Origin of the sequence: Aeromonas sp. s4, from assembly GCF_040907855.1 — a bacterium.
GTDB classification, from domain to species: Bacteria; Pseudomonadota; Gammaproteobacteria; order Enterobacterales; family Aeromonadaceae; genus Aeromonas; species Aeromonas caviae.
In genome coordinates this window covers 16,525-35,682 of record NZ_JBFOCP010000001.1, presented here as the reverse complement: position 1 = coordinate 35,682, position 19,158 = coordinate 16,525, and the positions used below count along the sequence as shown (strand labels likewise).

The following is a 19,158-nucleotide window of genomic DNA, read 5'->3' as shown; positions in this document are numbered from 1 at the left end:
TGGGAAGCGGGCACAAAAAAGCCGGTGCAGGGCACCGGCCAAAAGGCGTTGGAAAACTTGAAACGTCAGGGTATTACCAGTGCTTGCCGAGGCGGGCATCCAGGCTGAAAGCCCCTGCACCGGCCGCCGCCAGGGCCAGGAAACCACCGGCCACGGAGACGTTCTTCATGAACATCAGCATCTGCATCTGCTCGGCAGGCTGATAGTGGAAGATGAAGGCGGCCATCAGGGTGAAACCGGCCAGCAGCACGGAGAGGCTGCGGGTAAACAGGCCCAGCACGATGGCAAGACCGCCACCCAGCTCCAGCAGGATCACCAGGGGCAGCATGAACCCGGGCACGCCCATGGCTTCCATGTAACCCTGGGTACCGGCGTAACCGCCGATCTTGCCCCAGCCAGCCATCACGAACATCAGCGCCAGCAGTACACGACCCACCAGCAGTGCCACATCTTTCATCTTGTCCATCGTCATATTCCTTTGCTTACCATCATGGTATTTACAGTGTAAAAGCTAATTGTTAACTCATTCATTTCGCCAAGATTTTTCTATCAAGGCAGGTCAAACAGCAGGGCTTCACTCCCCCTGGAGGCGGTGAGCACCCAGCTCGACTCGTCGCGGCTGAGCAGCCCGTCGCCGGGTCGGGCAGCCAGACCGTTGCCGGTCAGCTCCCCTGAAATCATGTGCAGGTAACCATGACGCCCTTGCAATACCCACTCGAGGGTCTCCCCTTCGGCAAGCTGCAGCCGCCATACGCGGGCCTGCTGGCGGATCCTGAAGGATCCCGCCTCGCCGTCCGGTGACGCCACCAGCGTCATCCCGGGCTTGTTTTCAATCTTCTTCTGCTGATAACCCGGGGTCGTGCCGTGTTCATTCGGCTCGATCCAGATTTGCAGCAGGGAGAGCGGCTCGGTCTGCGAGGGGTTGTACTCGCTGTGCCGGATGCCGGACCCTGCGCTCATCAGCTGGAAATCCCCCGCCGGGATCTGCTCGGCGTGGCCGAGGCTGTCCTTGTGCTCTATGGTGCCTTGCAGCACGCAGGTGAGGATCTCCATGTTGGCGTGAGGGTGGGTCGCGAAACCGCCACCCGGCGCCACCCGATCCTGATTGATGACCCGCAGGGCAGAGTGCCCCATCCATTCCGGGTCATAGTAGTGACCGAAGGAGAAGCTGTGACGGGCATCCAGCCAGCCAAAGTTGGCCTTGCCCCGTGCTTCTGCGGCTCTCAATTTCATCATGGTGTGCTCCTCACTGACCAAGTTGGTTCATTAACGCTGGCGACCGTCACCCAGACCGAAGGGGATGCGGTAGCTGCTGCTTTCGTTGCCCAGGCTCACCGTCAGGTTGCCCTGGGTGCGGCTCGGGATGGCGACCTGCTGGGTGCCGATCAGGTTGGCGTGGACAGAAGCCAGCAGATCACCGGACTCGTCGCGCACCTCCAGCATGGGGTTGGCCTTGCCGTCCATCGCGGCGGTGGCGCTCCAGTTGACGAACAGCACGCCCGGGGCGGCATTGAAGTCAGCGGGAACGGAAGCCTGGGCGGCACCTGCGGTCATCAGGCCTGCAACGGCCAGCATCTTGATTACGTTTTTCATGTTCATTCACTCTCTTGGGTTTTATGTCATTGCCAAGGCCCCTTGGGCCCGAATCAATGCATCCATGCAAGAGATCATTCAAATACTATGTTGTTCTTTTGCTGACATCAGACATCGTGTTTGGGAATGTCTCAGCCCGGAACTACCTTTTATTTGGCTGCCAGGCGTTCCTGCCTAAGCGTTGATTGAATATTAAAGTGACTTCCCCTAAGTTGTTAGCGAGATAATCTGGTAAACACATTCAAAAAAATTGAAGGTTGGATATGGCCAAGGAATCGAACAAGGAGCGGGCGCTGACCCTGGAGGCGATCCGGGTGCTGGACGCCATCGACCGTCGTGGCAGCTTCGCGGCGGCGGCCGACGAGCTGGGCAAGGTGCCTTCGGCGCTGAGCTACACGGTACAAAAGCTGGAAGACGAGCTGGACGCCATGCTGTTCGACCGCAGCGGCCACAGGACCAAATTCACCCCGGCGGGCCGCATGCTGCTGGAGCGGGGCCGGGTGCTGCTGGAGGCGGCCGAGCACCTGGTGGGGGAGACCCGGGCCCTCTCCCGTGGCTGGGAGACCGACATCACCATCGCCGTCGATGCCTTGATGCCGGTACAGGCTCTCTACCCCCTGGTGGATCGGCTGGCCGAACAGACCGATACCCGGCTGAGGTTTCGCGCCGAGGTGCTGGCGGGCAGTTGGGAGTGCCTGGAAGATGGCCGCGCCGACCTGCTCATCTCCTCTCTCAATGCCGATATCGCCATGACCGGCATCAAGCACCAGGTGCTCAGGGAGGAGGTGATGCTCTACGTCGCCCATCCCGATCACCCCCTGCATCAGGAACCCGAGCCCCTGGCGGACGAGACCCTGCGCCGCTATCGCGCCATCGCGGTGGCCGACACGGCGCTGCGCAAGCCGGTGCTCACCTACCGCCTGCTCGACAAGCAGCCGCGCCTGACCGTCAGCACCATGGGGGAGAAGCGGGACGCCCTGCTGGCGGGGCTCGGCATCGGCACCATGCCGCAACGCTGGATTGAAGAGGACATCAAGGCGGGCAGACTCAAGGTGATCAGTCCCGAGTATCGCCACCAGATCCAGGTCGTGCTGGCCTGGCGGCGAGACACCATGGGCAAGGCCAAGAGCTGGCTGGTGCGGGAGATCCCCAAGCTGTTTGCCGGTCAGGGGGAATAAAGGACTGCCTTCCGGGGTCGGTGGCGCAGGAAGTACCAAAACTGCGCCCCATTCTTGACGACGGGCTCAGATTCGGAGAAAAGAAAAAAAGCGGACCTCTTGCGAGTTCCGCTCAATGCCAGGAAAGAATAAAACCTTGCGGTTAAAAAAACCCTTAAATTGGAAGCAAACAATCGTTTTCTCAACCAGGAAGGTATTGAATCCGATTCGTGTTGAATTATGTGCGATGTAATATGCATCACCAGCAAAATGTTGAAAGGTTGAAGGATATGCACCACCGAGTGTCATTTTCTGCCACCTTGCACCACAACTGGTCAGGCCATTTCCGCCATTATCACCGGGTTACCCTCCTCTGGTTTTTCTAGGTGTCAAAATTTGAGCCCGATACAGACAAACCACTCAATTTCTGACACGACTAAAAATGCAGATAAAGGAATAGTTGCATGACCTACAGCCAGACACTGGCCAATCACATCCTCGACACCCTGAAGAAAACCCTGACTGACAAGGGGATCCGCTATCAGACCCTGGCAGAAGCCATGGGGGTTTCCATCGCCACCGTGAAGCGCATGATGAACAAGCCCTCCCTGCCGTTCGACACCCTGCTGGAGATCTGCCATCTGGTGGGACTCTCCTTCGAAGAGCTGCTGGACCGGACCCAGGATGCCCAGAGCCGCCGGGCCGTCTTCACCCAGGAGCAGGACGAGGCGTTTCACAAGGAGCCGGGGCTCTATGCCTTTCTCGCCAACATCTTCTGGCGCGACAAGACCCTCATCGATCTCAAGCGGGAGTACGGCCTGACCGATGCCTCCTGCTACCTCTATCTGCGCAAGCTGGAGAAGCTCGGCATCCTGCAGCTTGGCATCGACAACAGCTACCACTTCCTCATCAGCGAGCGCATCAGCTTCGAGCAGCACAGCCGTTTCGCCCGCCAGCAGGCGCGCCAGGCCATGTCGGTGCTGGGGGACTATCTGGTGGAGAACATGCACAGGCCCAACAACTACATGGCGCTGTGCCAGCTCCATCTGGGGGAGAGCGAGGCCATGGCGCTGATCGATCGCATGAAGGAGTACTGGCATCAGGAGCTCAAGCTCAACCGCCCCGCCATCGGCCAGCGGGAGGGCAGCAAGACCTACACCATGTCGCTGCAACTGGCGGACTGCGGCTACCAGAGCTTCGACGATCTGATCCCCAACATCGACAACTGATCCCGGTGGATCCTGCGGGATCCGCCATGTCAGGTCGCCAGAACGCCGCTACTCTGCCAGCTGCACCTGCCGCGCGCCGATGGTGAGCGGTTGCAGTGCCCGGGTATCCAGGCAGATGCGGATGGCATCCGGTCGCCAGTGCTCGATGTCGCAATCCACCAGCTTCCCCTCCTCGTCATGATTGACCCGCACCAACCGCAGCACGGCACTCCCCTGGGCCAGGTTGAGGGCGCGGGCTATCTCTCCCCGGGCCGCCGACGGGGTGATCTCGAGGCTCGCCCAGCCCTGGCCTATGCCATAGCGCTGCCGGTAGAGTTCGGTGAGGGAGCTGGCCAGGGGAGCGCTGGCGATGCCGGGGAAGCGGCTCGCCAGCAGGTGATGGCTGACGTGGAGCACGGGGCGACCGTCGATCAGCCGCTGGCGGCGGATTTCGTAGAGCGGCGTAAAGGGTTCCAGACCCATCCAGCGGCACAACTCGCTGCTGGCAAGCTGGTTGCCATGAGCCAGCACCCGGGTCTCGGCGGTGCGCTGCTGCTCGCCAATCCACTGGTGAAAGTGGGTGTGGATGGCGGGATCGTAGGTGAGGCGAGGCGGCGCCACGAACCAGCCACGCCGCTCGGCCCGGTAGATGAGGCCGTCCGCCTCGAGGCTGGAGAGCGCCTCCTTGATGGTGATGCGGGTGGTGGCGAAGCGCTCGCTCAGCGCCCGTTCGGCGGGCAGCTGCTGCCCCGCCGCCAGGTGTCCGCTGCCGATATAGCGGCGCAGGGTCCGGCAAATCTGTTCGCACTTGGAGGGTGTGCGGCCATCGGCCATCCCCTGTTCACTCAATCGCTCTGTCACTGTCACATCCCTGTCGGTCATTCGGGTTTACACACCACTGGAGTAGACCAGAGGTTGTCGACCCCGAGTTGTAACCGCCCCTGATGACAGCGCCATGACAGGGCGATTGTCACGAAACTGCCATCAAAGCGCCCCGCCACCGTCATATTTCCCCTCTAGCATCCCTCTCGAACCTTAACTGACCTAGTCCAGAGGGATGGGATGATGAAAAGCATGATCGCAAGTGCACTGGCCCTGGTGGCCATCAGTCAACCGCTGTTTGCCGCCGAGAACATCGCGGATCTCGAAAAAGCCGCCCGCGGTGAAGGCCAGCTCCAGAGCGTCGGCATGCCGGACAGCTGGGCCAACTGGAAGGATACCTGGCAACAGCTCGGCAGCATCTACGGCATCAAGCATCAGGATACCGACATGAGCTCCGCCCAGGAGATCGCCAAGTTCGCCGCCGAGAAGGCCAATGCCACCGCCGACATCGGTGACGTGGGCGGCGCCTTCGGCCCGGTGGCGGTCAAGCAGGGTGTCACCCAGCCCTACAAACCCTCCACCTGGGCCGACATTCCCAACTGGGCCAAGGATGCGGATGGCCATTGGATGCTGGCCTATACCGGCACCATCGCCTTCCTGATCAACAAGGATCTGGTCAAGGCCGCCCCCACCAGCTGGCAATCCCTGCTGGGTGGCGACTACAAGGTGACCCTGGGTGACGTGGGCGTCGCCTCCCAGGCCAACAACGGCGTGCTGGCGGCGGCCTATGCCACCGGCGGCAGCGAGAAGAATCTGAAACCCGCCCTGGAGTTGTTCGGCAAGCTGGCCAAGCAGGGCCGTCTGTCGCTGAACGACCCGACCATCGCCAACATCGAGAAAGGCGAAGTGGAAGTGGGGGTGCTGTGGGACTTCAACGCCCTCAACTACCGCGACCAGATCGACCCCAAGAAGTTTGATGTGGTGATCCCGAGCGACGGCTCCGTCATCGCCGGCTACACCACCATCATCAACAAGTGGGCCAAGAACCCCAACGCCGCCAAGCTGGCGCGGGAATACATCCTCTCCGATGCAGGTCAAATCAACCTGGCCCGTGGCTACGCCCGCCCCATTCGCAGCAACGTGACCCTGCCGGATGACGTCAAGGCCAAGCTGCTGCCGGCCGAGCAGTATGCCAATGCCAAGCCGGTGCAGGATCACGCCGCCTGGGAGCAGAGCTCCAAGGCCCTGCCGCGCCAGTGGCAGGAAACCGTCATGATCAACATGCAGTAAGGAGTGGCCAGTGCAATACAAGGTGATAGTGGTACTTGTGGATGGCCTGGCAGCAGAGGTAGCCCATTGCATGGGCTACCTCTGTGGCATGGTGGAGGCAGAGCGCGGCCTGCATACGACCCTGAGTGCCGCCCTGCCCTCCCTCTCCCGCCCTCTCTACGAGTGCATCCTGACCGGCGTGCCGCCGGTGGCGAGCGGCATCACCCACAACGGAGTGACGCGCCTCAGCCAACACGACGCCATCTTCCATCTGGCCCGGGCCGCGGGCAAACGCACCGCAGCGGCGGCCTACCACTGGGTGAGCGAGCTCTACAACCAGAGCCCCTGGCTGGCGGCCCGCGATCGCTTCACTCACGATGAGCAACTGCCCATCCAGCACGGCTGCTTCTACTGGGATGACGGCTACCCCGACAGCCATCTGCTGATGGACGGCGAGTGGCTGCGCAGCCAGTACGACCCCGATTTTCTGCTGATCCACCCCATGGGGGTGGATGACGCTGGCCACCAGTTTGGCCTCGATTCCCGCCAGTACCGCAATCAGGCGCGCCGCATGGACAGCCTGCTGGCCGACCTGCTGCCCCAGTGGCTGGCAGAGGGGTATCAGGTGGTGATCACCTCGGATCACGGCATGAACAACGATCTCAGCCATGGCGGCACCCTGGCCGAGGAGCGCACCGTGCCACTCTGGCTCTTTGGCGATGCCTTCGTCGAGCGCTGGCCGGATGGGGTAGTGATCGCCCAGACCCAGCTCTGCGCCCTGATGGCGGATCTGCTGGGGGTTCCCCACGACAAGCCGGCAGCCCCCCCGCTGCTCAAGGCGGCCTTTATGCGCGAGGTGCACTGATGATGCCTGCCACCACCGAGATCCTCGCGGATCAACAGGTGAAGCCACGCCGGGAGCGCCGCCACTGGCTGCCGGTCCTGGTGCTGCTGCCCTTTGTCCTCTTGATGATCCTGTTCCAGCTCGCCCCCATGGTGTGGGTGCTGGTGGGCAGCGTCCAGACCCCCGATGGCTGGGGTCTCGACCACTACCGGGAGATTTTGAGCTCCCCCTTCTATCTGCAATCCTTCGGCAACTCGTTGCGCATTGCCGGCATCGCCAGCCTGGCGGGGCTCGCCATCGGCACCCTCGGGGCCGCGGCCCTGCGCCACAGCGGCGAGCGGGTCAAGCGGGTGCTGCTGGCCTTCGTCACCATGACCGGCAACTTCAGCGGCGTGCCGCTGGCGTTCGCCTTCATCATCGTGCTCGGCATCAATGGTGCAGTGACCCTGTTGCTCAAATCCTGGGGCCTCATCGACGGCTTCAACCTCTATTCGGGCAGCGGCCTTATCCTGATTTACACCTACTTCCAGATCCCCCTCGCCCTGCTGCTGCTCTACCCGGCGTTCGACGCCCTGCAGGATGAGTGGCCCCAGGCCGCCGCCCTGCTGGGTGCGAGCAAGGGGCAGTATGTGTGGCACGTGGCGCTGCCGGTGCTGACTCCTGCCCTGCTCGGCACCCTGATTATCCTGTTTGCCAACGCGGTGGGAGCCTATGCCTCCGCCTACGCCCTCACCACCGGCAACTTCAACCTGGTGACCATCCGGGTGGCCAGCCTGGTCTCCGGCGACATCTTCCTCGAGCCGAATCTCGCGGCGGCGCTGGCGGTGATCCTGATGGTGCTGCTGGGGGTGGTGACAGCCGCCAACCAGTGGCTGCTGAAAAAGAGCTATGTGAACAAGGGGCAATCCCATGCATGATTTGACGCCGCGCTGGCCCAGATGGGTGCTGGGGGCGCTGGTCGCCACCCTGCTGCTGCCGCTGCTGGCAACCTTTCTCTACTCCATCTCCACCCGCTGGGGGGCGACCCTGCTGCCGGATGGCTTCACCCTCGACTGGTATCTCAAGCTCTGGGGCGACCCGCGCTTTCTGGCGGCCTTTGGCCGCAGCCTCCTGGTCTGCTTCGCCACCCTGTTGCTGGGCACCCTGGTGCTGGTGCCCACCGTGCTGGTGGTGGCCTACTACTTCCCCAGGCTGGATCCCTGGATGAATCTCTTGATCCTGCTCCCCTTCGCGGTGCCGCCGGTGGTCTCGTCGGTGGGATTGCTGCAGATCTACGCTGACGGCGTGCTGCCGATTATCGGCACGCCGTGGATCCTGATCGGCACCTGGTTCACCGTGGTGCTCCCCTTCATGTACCGGGCGCTGGCCAACAGCCTGCAAGGGGTGCCGCTGAAGGATCTGATGGATGCCGCTCACCTGCTGGGGGCGAGCAGTGCCCGCGCCTTCCTGCTGGTGGTGATCCCCTGCCTGCGCAAGGGGCTGCTGGCGGCGCTGTTTCTCTCCCTCTCCTTCCTGCTCGGGGAGTTCGTGTTTGCCAACATGCTGGTGGGCACCCGTTACGAGACCCTGCAGGTCTACCTCTACAACATGCGTGCCACCTCGGGCCACTTCACCAGCGCACTGGTGATGAGCTACTTCCTGCTGACCCTGCTGCTCACCTGGGCGGCCAACAGATTTCATCGGTGAATCAACATGTTCCATCTAGAAGTGAATCAACTGCACAAATCCTACGGCGACACCAAGGTGTTCGAGGGAATTGAATTCGGCATCCGCAAGGGGGAGCTGGTGACCCTGCTCGGCCCCTCCGGCTGCGGCAAATCCACCCTACTGCGGGCGCTGGCCGGGCTCACCCCGGTGGATGGCGGTCAGGTGCGGGTAGCCGGTGAGGACATTACCTGGCAGGAGCCCCAGAAGCGGGGCATCGGCATGGTGTTCCAGAGCTATGCGCTCTTCCCCAACATGACGGTGTGGGACAACGTCGCCTTCGGCCTCAAGATGAAGCCCCAGCCGGGGCGGGATCTCGCCGCCAGCGTACAGGAGGCGCTAGAGCTGGTGGAGCTGACCGGCTTCGAGCGCCGCTATCCGGGCGAACTCTCCGGCGGCCAGCGCCAGCGAGTGGCCCTGGCCCGCGCCCTGGTGGTGCAACCCCGGATCCTCTTGCTGGATGAGCCGCTCTCGGCGCTGGATGCCCGCATCCGCCGCAGCCTGCGCCAGCAGATCCGCGCGATCCAGCAGCGCCTCGAGCTCACCACCATCTTCGTGACCCACGATCAGGAGGAGGCACTGACCCTGTCGGACAGGATCTTCCTGATGAACAAGGGCTCCATCGTCCAGAGCGGCACGCCGGAGCAGATCTATACCCGCCCCGCCAGTGAGTTCGTGGCGGGCTTTATCGGCAACTACAACCTGCTGGGTGGCGAGCAAGCCAAATCCCTGTTCGGCCCGCGCTTTCGCGGCAAGCTGGCGCTGCGGCCGGAGTCCATCACCCTGCTGCCCGCAGGGGCGGTCAGCCACGAGCCCAGCCTGCCCGGCATCGTTCGCCAGCAGCAGCTGCTCGGCAACGTCATCCGCTATCAGGTGGAGTGCGAGGCGGGAGTGTTGACGGTGGATTGCCTCAACCGCCGTGCCGGCGATCTGCTGCCGGTGGGCAGCGCCGTGACCCTGGTGGTGGCCCGGGATCAACTCTGTGAGGTAGCATAACGCCATGAATCCCATTCATTTTTCAGCCAGTTCCCCGATGCTGGCAGCCAACCCGAGGAGCAGCCATGGCCCTGGCACTGTTTGATCTGGACGAGACCCTGATAGCGGGGGATTCCGCCAGCCTCTGGCTGGAGTACATGGTGGCCCAGGAGCTGGCCCCGGCGGGCATGGTGGCCGAGGAGCAGGCCATGATGTCCCTCTACCATCAGGGCAAGATGGACATGCACCAGTACATGGCCTTCACCCTGCAACCGCTGGCAGGCAGGACGCGCCAGTGGCTCGACTCCCTCTGCACCCGCTTTGCCGAGCAGGCGCTGCGGGAGCGCCTCTACCCCCAGGGGCTGGCCCGCATCGAGTGGCACCGCCAGCGTGGCGACGAGCTGGTGCTCATCTCCGCCTCCGGCGAGCATCTGGTGGCCCCCATGGCGCAGATGCTGGGGATGGATCACTGCGTGGCCATCCTGCTCGACGAGGAAGCAGGCATGCTGACCGGCCAGACCCGCGGCACCCTGAGTTTTCGCGAAGGCAAGGTGGCCCGCATCAACCAGCTCTTTGCCGGAAAGGAACACCTCTGGCAGGGGAGCTTCGGCTACAGCGATTCCCACAACGATCTGCCCATGCTGCAGGCGGTGAGCCATCCCCATGCGGTCAATCCGGCCCCCGCCCTGCGCCAGTGCGCCGAGGAGCTGGGCTGGCCCCTCTGGACCTGGCAGTTGCACCCTTGATCCGCGCAATGAAGAAGAGGCCCTCAGGCCTCTTCTTTGCTCAACATGCCATCCCCTGAGGGCGAGTCGTCCCGGGGAGCCAGGGGATCCACCATGTAGATGCGATTCTTGCCGTCACCCTTGGCGCGATAGACCTCGGCATCGACCATGGTCAGCAGGCTCCTGGCCCCAAGCCCGGGGGCACTCGCCACCAGGCCGCCGCTGAAGGTGATCCCAAGACCGGGTTCACGCCAGTGCAGGGAGGCCACCCCAATCCTGTACTGCTCCAGCAGCATCTGGCAGAAGTGGATATCCGGATTGGCGAACAGCACCACCAGCTCTTCCCCGCCATAGCGGCATACCCAGCCATGATCCCCCAGCAGCTTGGCGCCAAAGCTGGCCACCCGCTTGAGCACCACGTCCCCGGTCTGGTGGCCATAGGTGTCATTGATCCGTTTGAAACCGTCCAGATCGATCATGGCCAGGCAGAAGCGGTCCTGATCGAGCAGCAGCCGATTCAACCGCTCGTCGAAGAAACGCCGGTTGTAAAGGCCGGTCAGCTTGTCGAGGTTCGCCTGCTGGCGCACCTCGTGATAATCCTTGCTCACCTCCGCCAGCTCGGCATAGACGTGCCTGAGCTCGCGCATCCCCCCCTGGTGCACCTCGTCAGGCTGGGTCCGGCTGGCCCGGATCACGGTGGAGATCTCGTCCAGCATCCGCCTGAAATAACGGGACCAGATCAGTGCCAGCACCATGTAGAGCACGCTGGCCAGCACGATGATCCCGAGCACGTTGAGGGAGGCGCTCGCCACCACCGCCTGGATGCTGGAGGCGGGCAACACGCTGATCAGCACCCAGTTGTGGTCCGGCAGGCGGCTGTAGGCCACGAACTGGCGAGACGCCTGATCCAGGAAGATGCCGTCCTCCCCGCTGAAGCGGGAGAGCCAGGTCGGGTGGGTCATGGGCTTGAGCAGTTGTGAGGGATCGGGGTGGGCCAGCACCTTGCCCGACTGGTTGACGATCATCTGGTAGCCGCTGTTCCACTGCCGGTTCAGCTGGGCGGAGAAGGGGGCCAGGATGGCATCCACCGCGAAGACCCCCCGCACCTTGCCCTCCTTGTCGGTGATGGCCCGCGCCAGGGCGATCACCAGCGTGCCATTGGTGTAGTCGTAGTAGGGTTCGGTCCAGACCATCTTGCCCACATGCTGGCTGGCCAGCTGATACCAGGGGCGCACCCTGGGATCGAAGTCCGCATCCGCCTGCCATTCGGGGTAGATCAGCATCTGGCGCTCGGCGGTGCCCACATAGATGTAGATGAGATCCGCCATCACCCCCTTGTAGAGGCGCCACTCCCTGAGATAGGAGTCGGTGTTGCGCAGACGGGGGCCGCTGATGTCCTCCACCTTGACCTGGTCGTAGATGAGGGAGAACTGACGCTCCATCTCGTTCAGGTAGGGTTCGATGAAGACGTGGCGCAACTGGTGATTGGTGGCGAGCAGGCGCTGTTGCAGCTCTCGCTGCAGGCTGCGCTCCATGTGCAGGTAGTAGATGGCGCCCAGCATCAGGACGGGAATGAAGAGCAGAAGCAGGCCCAGGCGCATCCGTGCCACCAGGGACCAGGTCTTTTTGGAGACTGCTCGCTTATCCAACCCTGACTCCATGCTATCCCCTGACATCGTGTAGTGTCAGAATATCAGCCCCACCTGATGGCGTCCAAAGGGAAGCGCATCAGGTGGCCAACGAGAAGGAATTGGCCTGGATGTTGAAACCGGAACTGCTGACTGCCCTCCATTACTGCGCCGTGATCACCCTGACCGGTGCCATCACCTCGGAGTATTTCCTGTTCCGGCGCGGCATGTCCATCGAGCAGGTGCGCAAGCTGCTGCTGGCTGACAGCCTGGCCGCCCTGGCCCTGCTGCTCATCTTCATCACGGGCGTGCTGCTGGTGGTCGCCCATCCCCAGCCACCGGCCATCCTGTTTGCCAATCCGGGTTACCGCACCAAGCTGCTGATGTTCTTCGCCATGGCCATCAGCTTTGGCTACCCCAGCCGGCTGTTCCACCACTGGCGCCGATCCTTGCGCCAGGGACGGGCTCCCCTTGTCTCCACCCAGCAGCAGTTCTGGGTGATCTGGATCCTGAGGGGCAACCTGCTGCTGCTCGCCCTGCTGCCCCTGCTCGCCAAGCTGGCCAGCCGCTGATCCTGCCCTCGCCCGGCAACAAATGGCTGACGACAAACGCCCCTTCTCGCAGGTATCGTAATGGCGGGGCCCGAGTGCCGCCGAGACTCTTTCTCAGGGATGATTCCGTATGCGTTCAAACATGATGTTATTGATGGCCGCCGCCATCTGGGGGCTGGGCTTCGTCGCCCAGCGTCTGGGGATGGATCACATGGGGCCCTTCACCTTCAACGGCCTGCGCTTCCTGCTGGGCGCCCTCTCCCTGCTGCCGCTCTTGTGGTGGCTCAAGTCACGCCAGCCGCCCCAGCCTGCCGGTGATCACCGCCTGCTGCTGACCGGGGGCCTCATCGCCGGCACCGTGCTCTTCTCCGCCGCCTCCCTGCAACAGGTGGGGCTGCTCTACACCACGGCCGCCAAGGCGGGCTTCATCACCGGCCTCTACATCATCCTGGTCCCCGTCATCGGCCTGGCCCTGCGCCACAAGACCGGGGCCAACACCTGGGTAGGCGCTCTCATCGCCATGGCCGGGCTCTACTACCTCAGCGTCACCGAGGAGTTCACCATCGGCTACGGCGATCTGCTGCAAGTGATCGGGGCCCTGTTCTGGGCCGTGCATCTGCTGGTGCTGGATCACTACTCGAACCGGGTCGCCCCCATTCGTCTTGCCGGGGTGCAGTTCGTGGTGTGCGGCCTGCTCAGCCTGGCCACGGCCTTCGTCATCGAGACACCGACGGCGAGAGGTGCCGTCGCGGGCTGGCAGGCGCTGCTCTATGCAGGTCTGGTCTCGGTCGGCATCGGCTATACCCTGCAGGTGGTGGGGCAGCGCGGTGCCCATCCGGCCCATGCCGCCATCATCCTCAGCCTGGAGACGGTGTTTGCCGCCATCGGCGGTGTCCTGCTGCTGGGGGAACATCTGGACGAACGGGCCGTGGTCGGCTGTGCCCTGATGCTGGCGGGGATGCTCATCTCCCAGATCCGCCTGCGCTGGTGGTGGAAGTCCCGCCGCAACAAGGTGCCCAGCCAGCCCTGATATCTACGGTGGTCATTGACCCCAAATAAAACGAGGCGCCCTTGGGCGCCTCGTTTTATTGCCGCCTGCCTAGCGCACGCTGGAGCAGAAGCTCACGTCATCCCGCAGGGGGTCATTGCTCACGCTGTGATAGAGCTCGAAGCAGGGGCCGTCCCCAAAGGCGAGCCCGGCCGCGACGATATCGCCGATGTGCTCCTGCCAGCGCTCCCCGTACTGGCTGCGATCCGTGATGAGATAGCGGGACTGGGCGTAGCGTCCGGCGGGGATGAGCTGAATTTCCACCTCTCCCGAGCCCTGGGTCCCCACCGGTACGCTGATGCCGATGTCGGTGCGGCACTGGGCCGGCGGCGTCACCTCGGGGTTGTCGTGGTAGATGAAGATCCACTCTCCCCCTTCCAGGCCACGGGGCGCGGCCCACTGGTGAAGGCGATGGCAGACGGCGTCATACCCTTCGCCATAGGGGCCGGTCACGCGGATATAGGCCAGGGTGCGGGCGTCCATCTCGACGGTGTTCATGGTGTTGCTCCTTGCTGATGAGTGGCCTTCAGCATAAGGGAGTGCCCCTTGCCATGCGTGTCCTTCCTTGCGATCCAGGTGTCCGTTCTTGCCCTTGTCGCGGCGAAACGCCCCTGGGGTGCAACCATAGTGACGGCGAAACGCCTTGGCGAAAGCCTGGGAGCTGCCAAGTCCCGCCCCCAGAGCGATGGCGGTGACGCTGGCATCGGTGTAGCAGAGCTGCCAGGCCGCCCGCTGCATCCGCAGGCGGCGGCACATCTCGCCGGGGGCCTCCCCCACCACGGCGGTGAACACCCGGTGGAAATGGTAGAGGGAGAGGCAGGCGCGACTCGCCAGCGCCTCGATGGAGAGATCCGGATCCTGCTCCAGTGCCCGCAGCACCGGCGTCAGACGCTCGCGATAGTCGATCATCGGCGCACCCTGGCCATGTAGAGGGCATCCACCAGCACCCCATGACGCAGGCCGTAATCCCGGGCTACGCCCTCCTCCACAAAGCCCGCCTTGCGATAGAGGGCCAGGGCCGCCTGATTGTCGGCCCAGACCGTCAGCTCCACCCGCGTCAAGCCGAGCCAGTTGTCCGCCAGATCCAGCGCAGCCTGCATCAGGGCAGTGCCCACCCCGCGCCCGGCCCAGTCATCGTGTACCGCCATGCCGATGCTCGCCACGTGGCGGCGACGGGGGGCCGGCTCCACCATCAGAACCAGCGCACCCGCCACCTCCCCCTCGCACTCCGCCAGCAGGCTGTAGATGCCATCCCGCGGGGTCAGCTTCTGCTCCCACTGCTGCAGGGAGGGGAAGGGAAGTTGCAGGGTGCCCGCCTGGGCATGGGGCATGGCGTGAAGATCCCGCAGGGCGGCGGCATCTTCCGGCCCGGCGCGGCGAATGGTGATGGACATGAGACCTCCTGATTGGCTGAATCCCATCTTGCCGCAAGGCTGGCGTCTGTTTCCACCCCCATCAGCGAAACCAATCAAAGGGTTAGGCACACTCCATTGGAGCCGCTCCCCCACTTCACCTAGTCTGGCGACTCATCACAAGGAGACCCGCCATGACCGACAAGACCCTGCGCAGCGCCAACGGCGCCCCCGTCGTCGACAACAACAACAGCCTCACCGCCGGCCCCCGCGGCCCCGTCCTGATGCAAGACATCTGGTTGATGGAGAAACTCGCCCACTTCGACCGCGAGCGCATTCCCGAGCGGGTGGTGCACGCCAAAGGCTCGGGCGCCTACGGCACCTTCACCGTGACCCACGACATCAGCGCCTTCAGCAAGGCCGACCTGTTCAACGCCGTCGGCAAGCAGACCCCGGTGTTCCTGCGCTTCTCCACCGTGGCCGGCGAGAAGGGGGCCGCCGACGCCGAGCGTGACGTGCGCGGCTTCGCCCTCAAGTTCTACACCGAGCAGGGCAACTGGGATCTGGTGGGCAATAACACCCCGGTGTTCTTCATTCGCGATCCCCTGAAATTCCCCGACTTCATCCACACCCAGAAGCGGGATCCCCGCACCAACCTGCGCAGCGCCACCGCAGCCTGGGACTTCTGGTCACGCCACCCGGAATCCCTGCATCAGGTCACCATCCTCTTCAGCGATCGCGGCATTCCCAGGAGCCTGCGGGAGATGAACGGCTACGGCAGCCACACCTTCAGCTTCATCAACTCGGCCAACGAGCGCTTCTGGGTCAAGTTCCACTTCAAGACCGAGCAGGGCCACAGCTTCTACACCGATGAAGAGGCGGCCACCGCCGTCGGTCAGGACAGAGAGACCAGCCAGGCGGATCTGTTCGACGCCATCGAGCGGGGGGACTTCCCGCGCTGGAAGGTCTATGTGCAGGTGATGCCAGAGGCCGAGGCCCAGACCTACAAGATCCACCCGTTCGACCTCACCAAGGTGTGGCCCCACAAGGACTACCCGCTCATCCCGGTGGGCGTGCTGGAGCTCAACCAGAACCCGGACAACTACTTCGCCCACGTGGAGCAGGCCGCCTTCACCCCGGCCAACGTGGTGCCCGGCATCGGCTTCTCGCCGGATCGCATGTTGCAGGGGCGGCTCTTCTCCTACGGTGACACCCAGCGCTACCGCCTCGGCGTCAACCACGGCCTGCTGCCGGTCAACGCCCCGCGCTGCCCGTTCCACCACGGTGCCCACCGCGACGGCGCCATGCGGGCGGACAGCAACGGTGGCGCCAGCCCCAACTACCAACCGAACCGCTTCGGCACCCAGCAGCCGAGCGAGCAGCACGAACCGGCCCTGAGTCTGGAAGGGACTGCCCTGCACTACGATTTTCGTGACTACGACAGCGACTACTACAGCCAGCCGGGGGATCTCTTCCGCCTGATGGACGAGGGACAGCGCGCCCGCCTCGCCGCCAACCTGGCCCGCTCCCTCATCAATGTGGAGGATGACGCCATCGTCGCAGCCCAGCTCAGGCACTTCGAGCAGGCCGACCCCGAGTACGCCAAACGGGTCGAGCTGGCCCTGGCCGCCCTGCAACGCTGAGTCGCAGGCAGCCAACCTCTGCAAAAGCAAAACGGGGGCCTGATGGCCCCCGTTCTCGCATGACGGTCTTTGATGAATGAAAAACGCAGCCCAGGGCTCTGTTGATCAATGCTGTATCCATCCTGGACGCAGCGCCCTCGCGCGCTTCCCTCCCTTGCCAACAAGGGTTTGTACCGCCAGCTCACGACGGCAACGACGTTGTCCACTGGCAGAGCGGCACCATTGTCCACCTGTGGTAATAAACCTGCCTGCGATAATGCTCTTTTAGTCACCCATAAAAACGGAGCCCGAGGCTCCGTTCTTCCATGCCGTATCCATCCCGGACGCCGCGCCCTCGCGCGCTTCCCTCCCTTGCCAACAAGGGTTGGTACCGCCAGCTCACGACGGCAACGACGTTGTGCACTGGCAGAGCGGCACCATTATTCACCTGTGGTAATAAACCTGCCTGCGGTAATGCACTTTTAGTCACCCATAAAAACGGAGCCCGAGGCTCCGTTTTTCCATGCCGTATCCATCCCGGACGCAGCGCCCTCGCGCGCTTCCCTCCCTTGCCAACAAGGGTTTGTACCGCCAGCTCACGGCGGCAACGACGTTGTGCACTGGCAGAGCGGCACCATTATTCACCTGTGGTAATAAACCTGCCTGCGGTAATGCACTTTTAGTCACCAATAAAAACGGAGCCCGAGGCTCCGTTGTTCAATGCGGTATCAATCCCGGACGGAACGCGCTTCGCGCTCTTCCCGCTCCCTTGCCAACAAGCGTTTGTACCACCAGCTACTGCGACGACGTTGTGCATTGGAAGAGCGACGAGCCATTGCTTAGATCCCAGTCAAGAGAAGAAAGAGCCGCATTATGCGATAGAGATCACGCCCGTGTCTGTAGCTGGATCAAGAAAAGGCTCACTGGCCCACCCGGATCGTCCGCTGGTTGCCCTCCGGTTCACCACTCTGTGACGGCGTCGTCACCTCTCGCCAGATCAGGGGACCATTGGTCTCCATCGCCTGTTGCGGCGCGCACTCCAGCCAGAGCTCCCCCTGCTGGATACGGGCCCCCTGGGAGTATTTCTGATCCTGATACCAGCACACCCGCTCGGGCAGCGAACCAAGGGGCAGCACCAGCTCGGTGCCCACCGAGTGGCTGAGGGTGTTGGACGCCGGGGCGGCCAACGCGGGGAAGAGCCAGCCAAGGGCCAGCAGACAACCTGCACAACGGATCATGGGAATTCCTGTCACGGGGGAGTGAAAGTGTAAAGCGACCAGCAGAGCCCTCGACTTGACCAATAAATGTCGGCTCATCTGGCATTCCGGAAGCAATATGATAGCCTGCCTGCGCCCGCAAAGGCCTGTCAGGGCTCTGCCGTGGGCCCCCACCGGCATCGCCGGGATGCGGTAATGAATAACCCTTAATAATCAGATAATTAACTGGATATGTTGTCAATGCGTATCATGCCGTTGCTCAAGGCTGCCTGCCTGAGCCTGATGTTGTCCGCCTGTGTCGCCCCCCTGCTGATGATGAGCCCCACCAGCCAGCTGATGTGGGCCCTGCTCAAGCCGCTGGTCGGTTTCGATCCGAACGAGGCCAACCTGTTCGAGCAGCCGCTGATCAAGGACAGAATGACCGCCATGCTGGGGCCCAACTACGAGAACACCATGCAACTGCTCAAGACCGCCGACGAGCTGCAACAGGAGGGGCCGCTCTTTTACGTGGTCTCCCGCTACGCCCCCGTGCCGGACGTAGCCAAACAGGCCGGCATGGTCTGGAACGCCGACACCAACCAGCTCGCCGTCATGGTGCAAAAAGGTGACGGGGCGACCCAAGTCTTCGGGGAAAACCTGACGGCCGCAACCCCGACCTGGCCCAGCGCCATGCAGGGCTGGCAGTCCCAGGCCACCCCGGCCGCCACGGCCCTGACCGGTGCCGGTCAGGGGCTCACGGGCGCTGGCAGTTCTCTGCTGGGCACCATGATGGGGGGCCTGCAACAGAGCGCCAGCAAGGCCCTGTCCGACTCCACCAGACAGGTGATCGGCAGTGCCGCCACCACGGCGCAGCAACAAGCGACCAAGGCGGTGAGCGACAGCGCCAAGCAAGCTGCCAGCAGCACCGCAACCACAGCGCAGCAGCAAGCCACCAAGGCGGTGAGCGACAGCGCCAAGCAGGCCGTCAGCAGTGCCACCGCCATCAGTGCCGCGACCACGGCGCAGCAGCAAGCCGCCAAGGCGGTGAGCGACAGCGCCAAGCAGGCCGTCAGCAGTGCCGCAACCACGGCGCAGCAACAAGCCGCCAAGGCGGTGAGCGACAGCGCCAAGCAGGCCGTCAGCAGTGCCGCAACCACGGCGCAGCAGCAAGCCGCCAAGGCGGTGAGTGACACCGCCAAACAGGCCGCCAGCAGTGCCGCAACCATCAGTACCGCGACCAGTGCGCAGCAGCAAGCCGCCAAGGCGGTGAGCGACAGCGCCAAGCAGGCCGCCAGCAGCGCAGCGACCATCAGTGCCGCGACCAGTGCACAGCAGCAAGCAGCCAAGGCGGTGCAGCAACAGGGCGAGAAGCGGGAAGCGACTTCCGGCACCCTGAGCGATCAGGCCAGGGCGGATGCCGAAGCGGAGCTGGAAAAACTGCTTAACTGACTTTTTTAAGCGTCA

20 protein-coding genes are annotated in these 19,158 nt (G+C 63.4%); 12 read left to right on the top strand and 8 right to left on the bottom strand.

Annotated elements, in window-relative coordinates; all coding sequences use genetic code 11:
• Positions 1-73 precede the first annotated feature (73 nt).
• From AB5Y89_RS00175 to AB5Y89_RS00165, 3 genes are all read right to left on the bottom strand, one after another.
• The gene (locus tag AB5Y89_RS00175; protein WP_043154976.1) at positions 74-466 is read right to left on the bottom strand and encodes a DoxX family protein; all 393 of its coding nucleotides are present in this window, start codon (positions 464-466) and stop codon (positions 74-76) included.
• Positions 467-549: 83 nt separating this feature from the next.
• Complete coding sequence (locus AB5Y89_RS00170; RefSeq protein WP_263309491.1) at positions 550-1,236, bottom strand: pirin family protein; 687 nt, start codon at positions 1,234-1,236, stop codon at positions 550-552.
• A gap of 30 nt (positions 1,237-1,266) precedes the next feature.
• A complete protein-coding gene (locus tag AB5Y89_RS00165; RefSeq protein WP_053288810.1) occupies positions 1,267-1,599 on the bottom strand; it encodes a hypothetical protein in 333 nt (110 codons plus the stop codon).
• Between the two features lie 257 nt (positions 1,600-1,856).
• Between AB5Y89_RS00165 and AB5Y89_RS00160 the strand changes: the two genes are divergently transcribed.
• Positions 1,857-2,771: a LysR family transcriptional regulator gene (locus AB5Y89_RS00160; RefSeq protein WP_010675912.1), complete on the top strand. Its 915-nt coding sequence runs from the start codon at positions 1,857-1,859 to the stop codon at positions 2,769-2,771.
• 443 nt (positions 2,772-3,214) lie between these two features.
• Entirely contained in the window at positions 3,215-3,979 is a 765-nt protein-coding gene (locus AB5Y89_RS00155) for a helix-turn-helix transcriptional regulator (RefSeq protein ID WP_010675913.1), read from the top strand.
• A 48-nt stretch (positions 3,980-4,027) separates the two neighbouring features.
• Here the strand turns inward: AB5Y89_RS00155 and AB5Y89_RS00150 are convergent, their stop codons facing one another.
• Positions 4,028-4,840: a UTRA domain-containing protein gene (locus AB5Y89_RS00150; RefSeq protein WP_180344788.1), complete on the bottom strand. Its 813-nt coding sequence runs from the start codon at positions 4,838-4,840 to the stop codon at positions 4,028-4,030.
• A 183-nt stretch (positions 4,841-5,023) separates the two neighbouring features.
• Between AB5Y89_RS00150 and AB5Y89_RS00145 the strand changes: the two genes are divergently transcribed.
• From AB5Y89_RS00145 to AB5Y89_RS00120, 6 genes are all read left to right on the top strand, one after another.
• Positions 5,024-6,070: an ABC transporter substrate-binding protein gene (locus AB5Y89_RS00145; protein WP_319859423.1), complete on the top strand. Its 1,047-nt coding sequence runs from the start codon at positions 5,024-5,026 to the stop codon at positions 6,068-6,070.
• A 10-nt stretch (positions 6,071-6,080) separates the two neighbouring features.
• On the top strand, positions 6,081-6,914 hold the full coding sequence (locus AB5Y89_RS00140; RefSeq protein WP_368222611.1) for an alkaline phosphatase family protein: 834 nt from the start codon (positions 6,081-6,083) through the stop codon (positions 6,912-6,914).
• Positions 6,914-7,810: an ABC transporter permease subunit gene (locus AB5Y89_RS00135; RefSeq protein WP_275872848.1), complete on the top strand. Its 897-nt coding sequence runs from the start codon at positions 6,914-6,916 to the stop codon at positions 7,808-7,810. Before AB5Y89_RS00140 ends, AB5Y89_RS00135 begins: the two co-directional genes overlap by 1 nt.
• Positions 7,803-8,579 (top strand): ABC transporter permease, encoded by a 777-nt coding sequence (locus AB5Y89_RS00130; protein WP_039040132.1) that lies wholly within the window; start codon positions 7,803-7,805, stop codon positions 8,577-8,579. Before AB5Y89_RS00135 ends, AB5Y89_RS00130 begins: the two co-directional genes overlap by 8 nt.
• A gap of 6 nt (positions 8,580-8,585) precedes the next feature.
• Entirely contained in the window at positions 8,586-9,593 is a 1,008-nt protein-coding gene (locus AB5Y89_RS00125; protein WP_368222609.1) for an ABC transporter ATP-binding protein, read from the top strand.
• 65 nt (positions 9,594-9,658) lie between these two features.
• Positions 9,659-10,318, top strand: coding sequence for an HAD family hydrolase (locus AB5Y89_RS00120; RefSeq protein WP_319907776.1), 660 nt, complete (start codon positions 9,659-9,661; stop codon positions 10,316-10,318).
• 23 nt (positions 10,319-10,341) lie between these two features.
• Here the strand turns inward: AB5Y89_RS00120 and AB5Y89_RS00115 are convergent, their stop codons facing one another.
• The gene (locus AB5Y89_RS00115; RefSeq protein ID WP_010675921.1) at positions 10,342-11,946 is read right to left on the bottom strand and encodes a sensor domain-containing diguanylate cyclase; all 1,605 of its coding nucleotides are present in this window, start codon (positions 11,944-11,946) and stop codon (positions 10,342-10,344) included.
• Positions 11,947-12,056: 110 nt separating this feature from the next.
• Here AB5Y89_RS00115 and AB5Y89_RS00110 point away from each other — a divergent pair, with 110 nt between their 5' ends.
• Entirely contained in the window at positions 12,057-12,497 is a 441-nt protein-coding gene (locus AB5Y89_RS00110; RefSeq protein WP_029314852.1) for a DUF2214 family protein, read from the top strand.
• A 109-nt stretch (positions 12,498-12,606) separates the two neighbouring features.
• Positions 12,607-13,506 (top strand): DMT family transporter, encoded by a 900-nt coding sequence (locus AB5Y89_RS00105; protein WP_202040461.1) that lies wholly within the window; start codon positions 12,607-12,609, stop codon positions 13,504-13,506.
• Positions 13,507-13,575: 69 nt separating this feature from the next.
• On the opposite strand, the gene AB5Y89_RS00100 is transcribed toward AB5Y89_RS00105, so the two are convergent.
• Together AB5Y89_RS00100 and AB5Y89_RS00095 are read right to left on the bottom strand one after the other, a co-directional pair.
• The gene (locus AB5Y89_RS00100) at positions 13,576-14,433 is read right to left on the bottom strand and encodes a helix-turn-helix domain-containing protein (protein WP_319873117.1); all 858 of its coding nucleotides are present in this window, start codon (positions 14,431-14,433) and stop codon (positions 13,576-13,578) included.
• Positions 14,430-14,918, bottom strand: coding sequence for a GNAT family N-acetyltransferase (locus AB5Y89_RS00095; RefSeq protein WP_128296524.1), 489 nt, complete (start codon positions 14,916-14,918; stop codon positions 14,430-14,432). The genes AB5Y89_RS00100 and AB5Y89_RS00095 overlap by 4 nt, the downstream gene beginning before the upstream one ends.
• Positions 14,919-15,070: 152 nt before the next feature.
• Here AB5Y89_RS00095 and AB5Y89_RS00090 point away from each other — a divergent pair, with 152 nt between their 5' ends.
• Positions 15,071-16,519 (top strand): catalase, encoded by a 1,449-nt coding sequence (locus AB5Y89_RS00090; protein WP_368222608.1) that lies wholly within the window; start codon positions 15,071-15,073, stop codon positions 16,517-16,519.
• An 899-nt stretch (positions 16,520-17,418) separates the two neighbouring features.
• Here the strand turns inward: AB5Y89_RS00090 and AB5Y89_RS00085 are convergent.
• Complete coding sequence (locus tag AB5Y89_RS00085; protein ID WP_039040821.1) at positions 17,419-17,736, bottom strand: DUF1496 domain-containing protein; 318 nt, start codon at positions 17,734-17,736, stop codon at positions 17,419-17,421.
• 219 nt (positions 17,737-17,955) lie between these two features.
• On the opposite strand from AB5Y89_RS00085, the gene AB5Y89_RS00080 reads away from it, so the two are divergent.
• The gene (locus AB5Y89_RS00080) at positions 17,956-19,143 is read left to right on the top strand and encodes a hypothetical protein (RefSeq protein WP_368222607.1); all 1,188 of its coding nucleotides are present in this window, start codon (positions 17,956-17,958) and stop codon (positions 19,141-19,143) included.
• Positions 19,144-19,158: the final 15 nt, after the last annotated feature.

Coding starts and splice junctions, on each gene's coding strand:
- AB5Y89_RS00080 (WP_368222607.1), top strand. CDS start 17,956: ATGCGTATCATGCCGTTGCTCAAGGCTGCCTGCCTGAGCCTGATGTTG.
- AB5Y89_RS00125 (WP_368222609.1), top strand. CDS start 8,586: ATGTTCCATCTAGAAGTGAATCAACTGCACAAATCCTACGGCGACACC.
- AB5Y89_RS00145 (WP_319859423.1), top strand. CDS start 5,024: ATGAAAAGCATGATCGCAAGTGCACTGGCCCTGGTGGCCATCAGTCAA.
- AB5Y89_RS00085 (WP_039040821.1), bottom strand. CDS start 17,736: ATGATCCGTTGTGCAGGTTGTCTGCTGGCCCTTGGCTGGCTCTTCCCC.
- AB5Y89_RS00165 (WP_053288810.1), bottom strand. CDS start 1,599: ATGAACATGAAAAACGTAATCAAGATGCTGGCCGTTGCAGGCCTGATG.
- AB5Y89_RS00110 (WP_029314852.1), top strand. CDS start 12,057: ATGTTGAAACCGGAACTGCTGACTGCCCTCCATTACTGCGCCGTGATC.
- AB5Y89_RS00090 (WP_368222608.1), top strand. CDS start 15,071: ATGACCGACAAGACCCTGCGCAGCGCCAACGGCGCCCCCGTCGTCGAC.
- AB5Y89_RS00100 (WP_319873117.1), bottom strand. CDS start 14,433: ATGATCGACTATCGCGAGCGTCTGACGCCGGTGCTGCGGGCACTGGAG.
- AB5Y89_RS00130 (WP_039040132.1), top strand. CDS start 7,803: ATGCATGATTTGACGCCGCGCTGGCCCAGATGGGTGCTGGGGGCGCTG.
- AB5Y89_RS00160 (WP_010675912.1), top strand. CDS start 1,857: ATGGCCAAGGAATCGAACAAGGAGCGGGCGCTGACCCTGGAGGCGATC.
- AB5Y89_RS00105 (WP_202040461.1), top strand. CDS start 12,607: ATGCGTTCAAACATGATGTTATTGATGGCCGCCGCCATCTGGGGGCTG.
- AB5Y89_RS00135 (WP_275872848.1), top strand. CDS start 6,914: ATGATGCCTGCCACCACCGAGATCCTCGCGGATCAACAGGTGAAGCCA.
- AB5Y89_RS00170 (WP_263309491.1), bottom strand. CDS start 1,236: ATGATGAAATTGAGAGCCGCAGAAGCACGGGGCAAGGCCAACTTTGGC.
- AB5Y89_RS00175 (WP_043154976.1), bottom strand. CDS start 466: ATGGACAAGATGAAAGATGTGGCACTGCTGGTGGGTCGTGTACTGCTG.
- AB5Y89_RS00155 (WP_010675913.1), top strand. CDS start 3,215: ATGACCTACAGCCAGACACTGGCCAATCACATCCTCGACACCCTGAAG.
- AB5Y89_RS00150 (WP_180344788.1), bottom strand. CDS start 4,840: ATGACCGACAGGGATGTGACAGTGACAGAGCGATTGAGTGAACAGGGG.
- AB5Y89_RS00120 (WP_319907776.1), top strand. CDS start 9,659: ATGGCCCTGGCACTGTTTGATCTGGACGAGACCCTGATAGCGGGGGAT.
- AB5Y89_RS00095 (WP_128296524.1), bottom strand. CDS start 14,918: ATGTCCATCACCATTCGCCGCGCCGGGCCGGAAGATGCCGCCGCCCTG.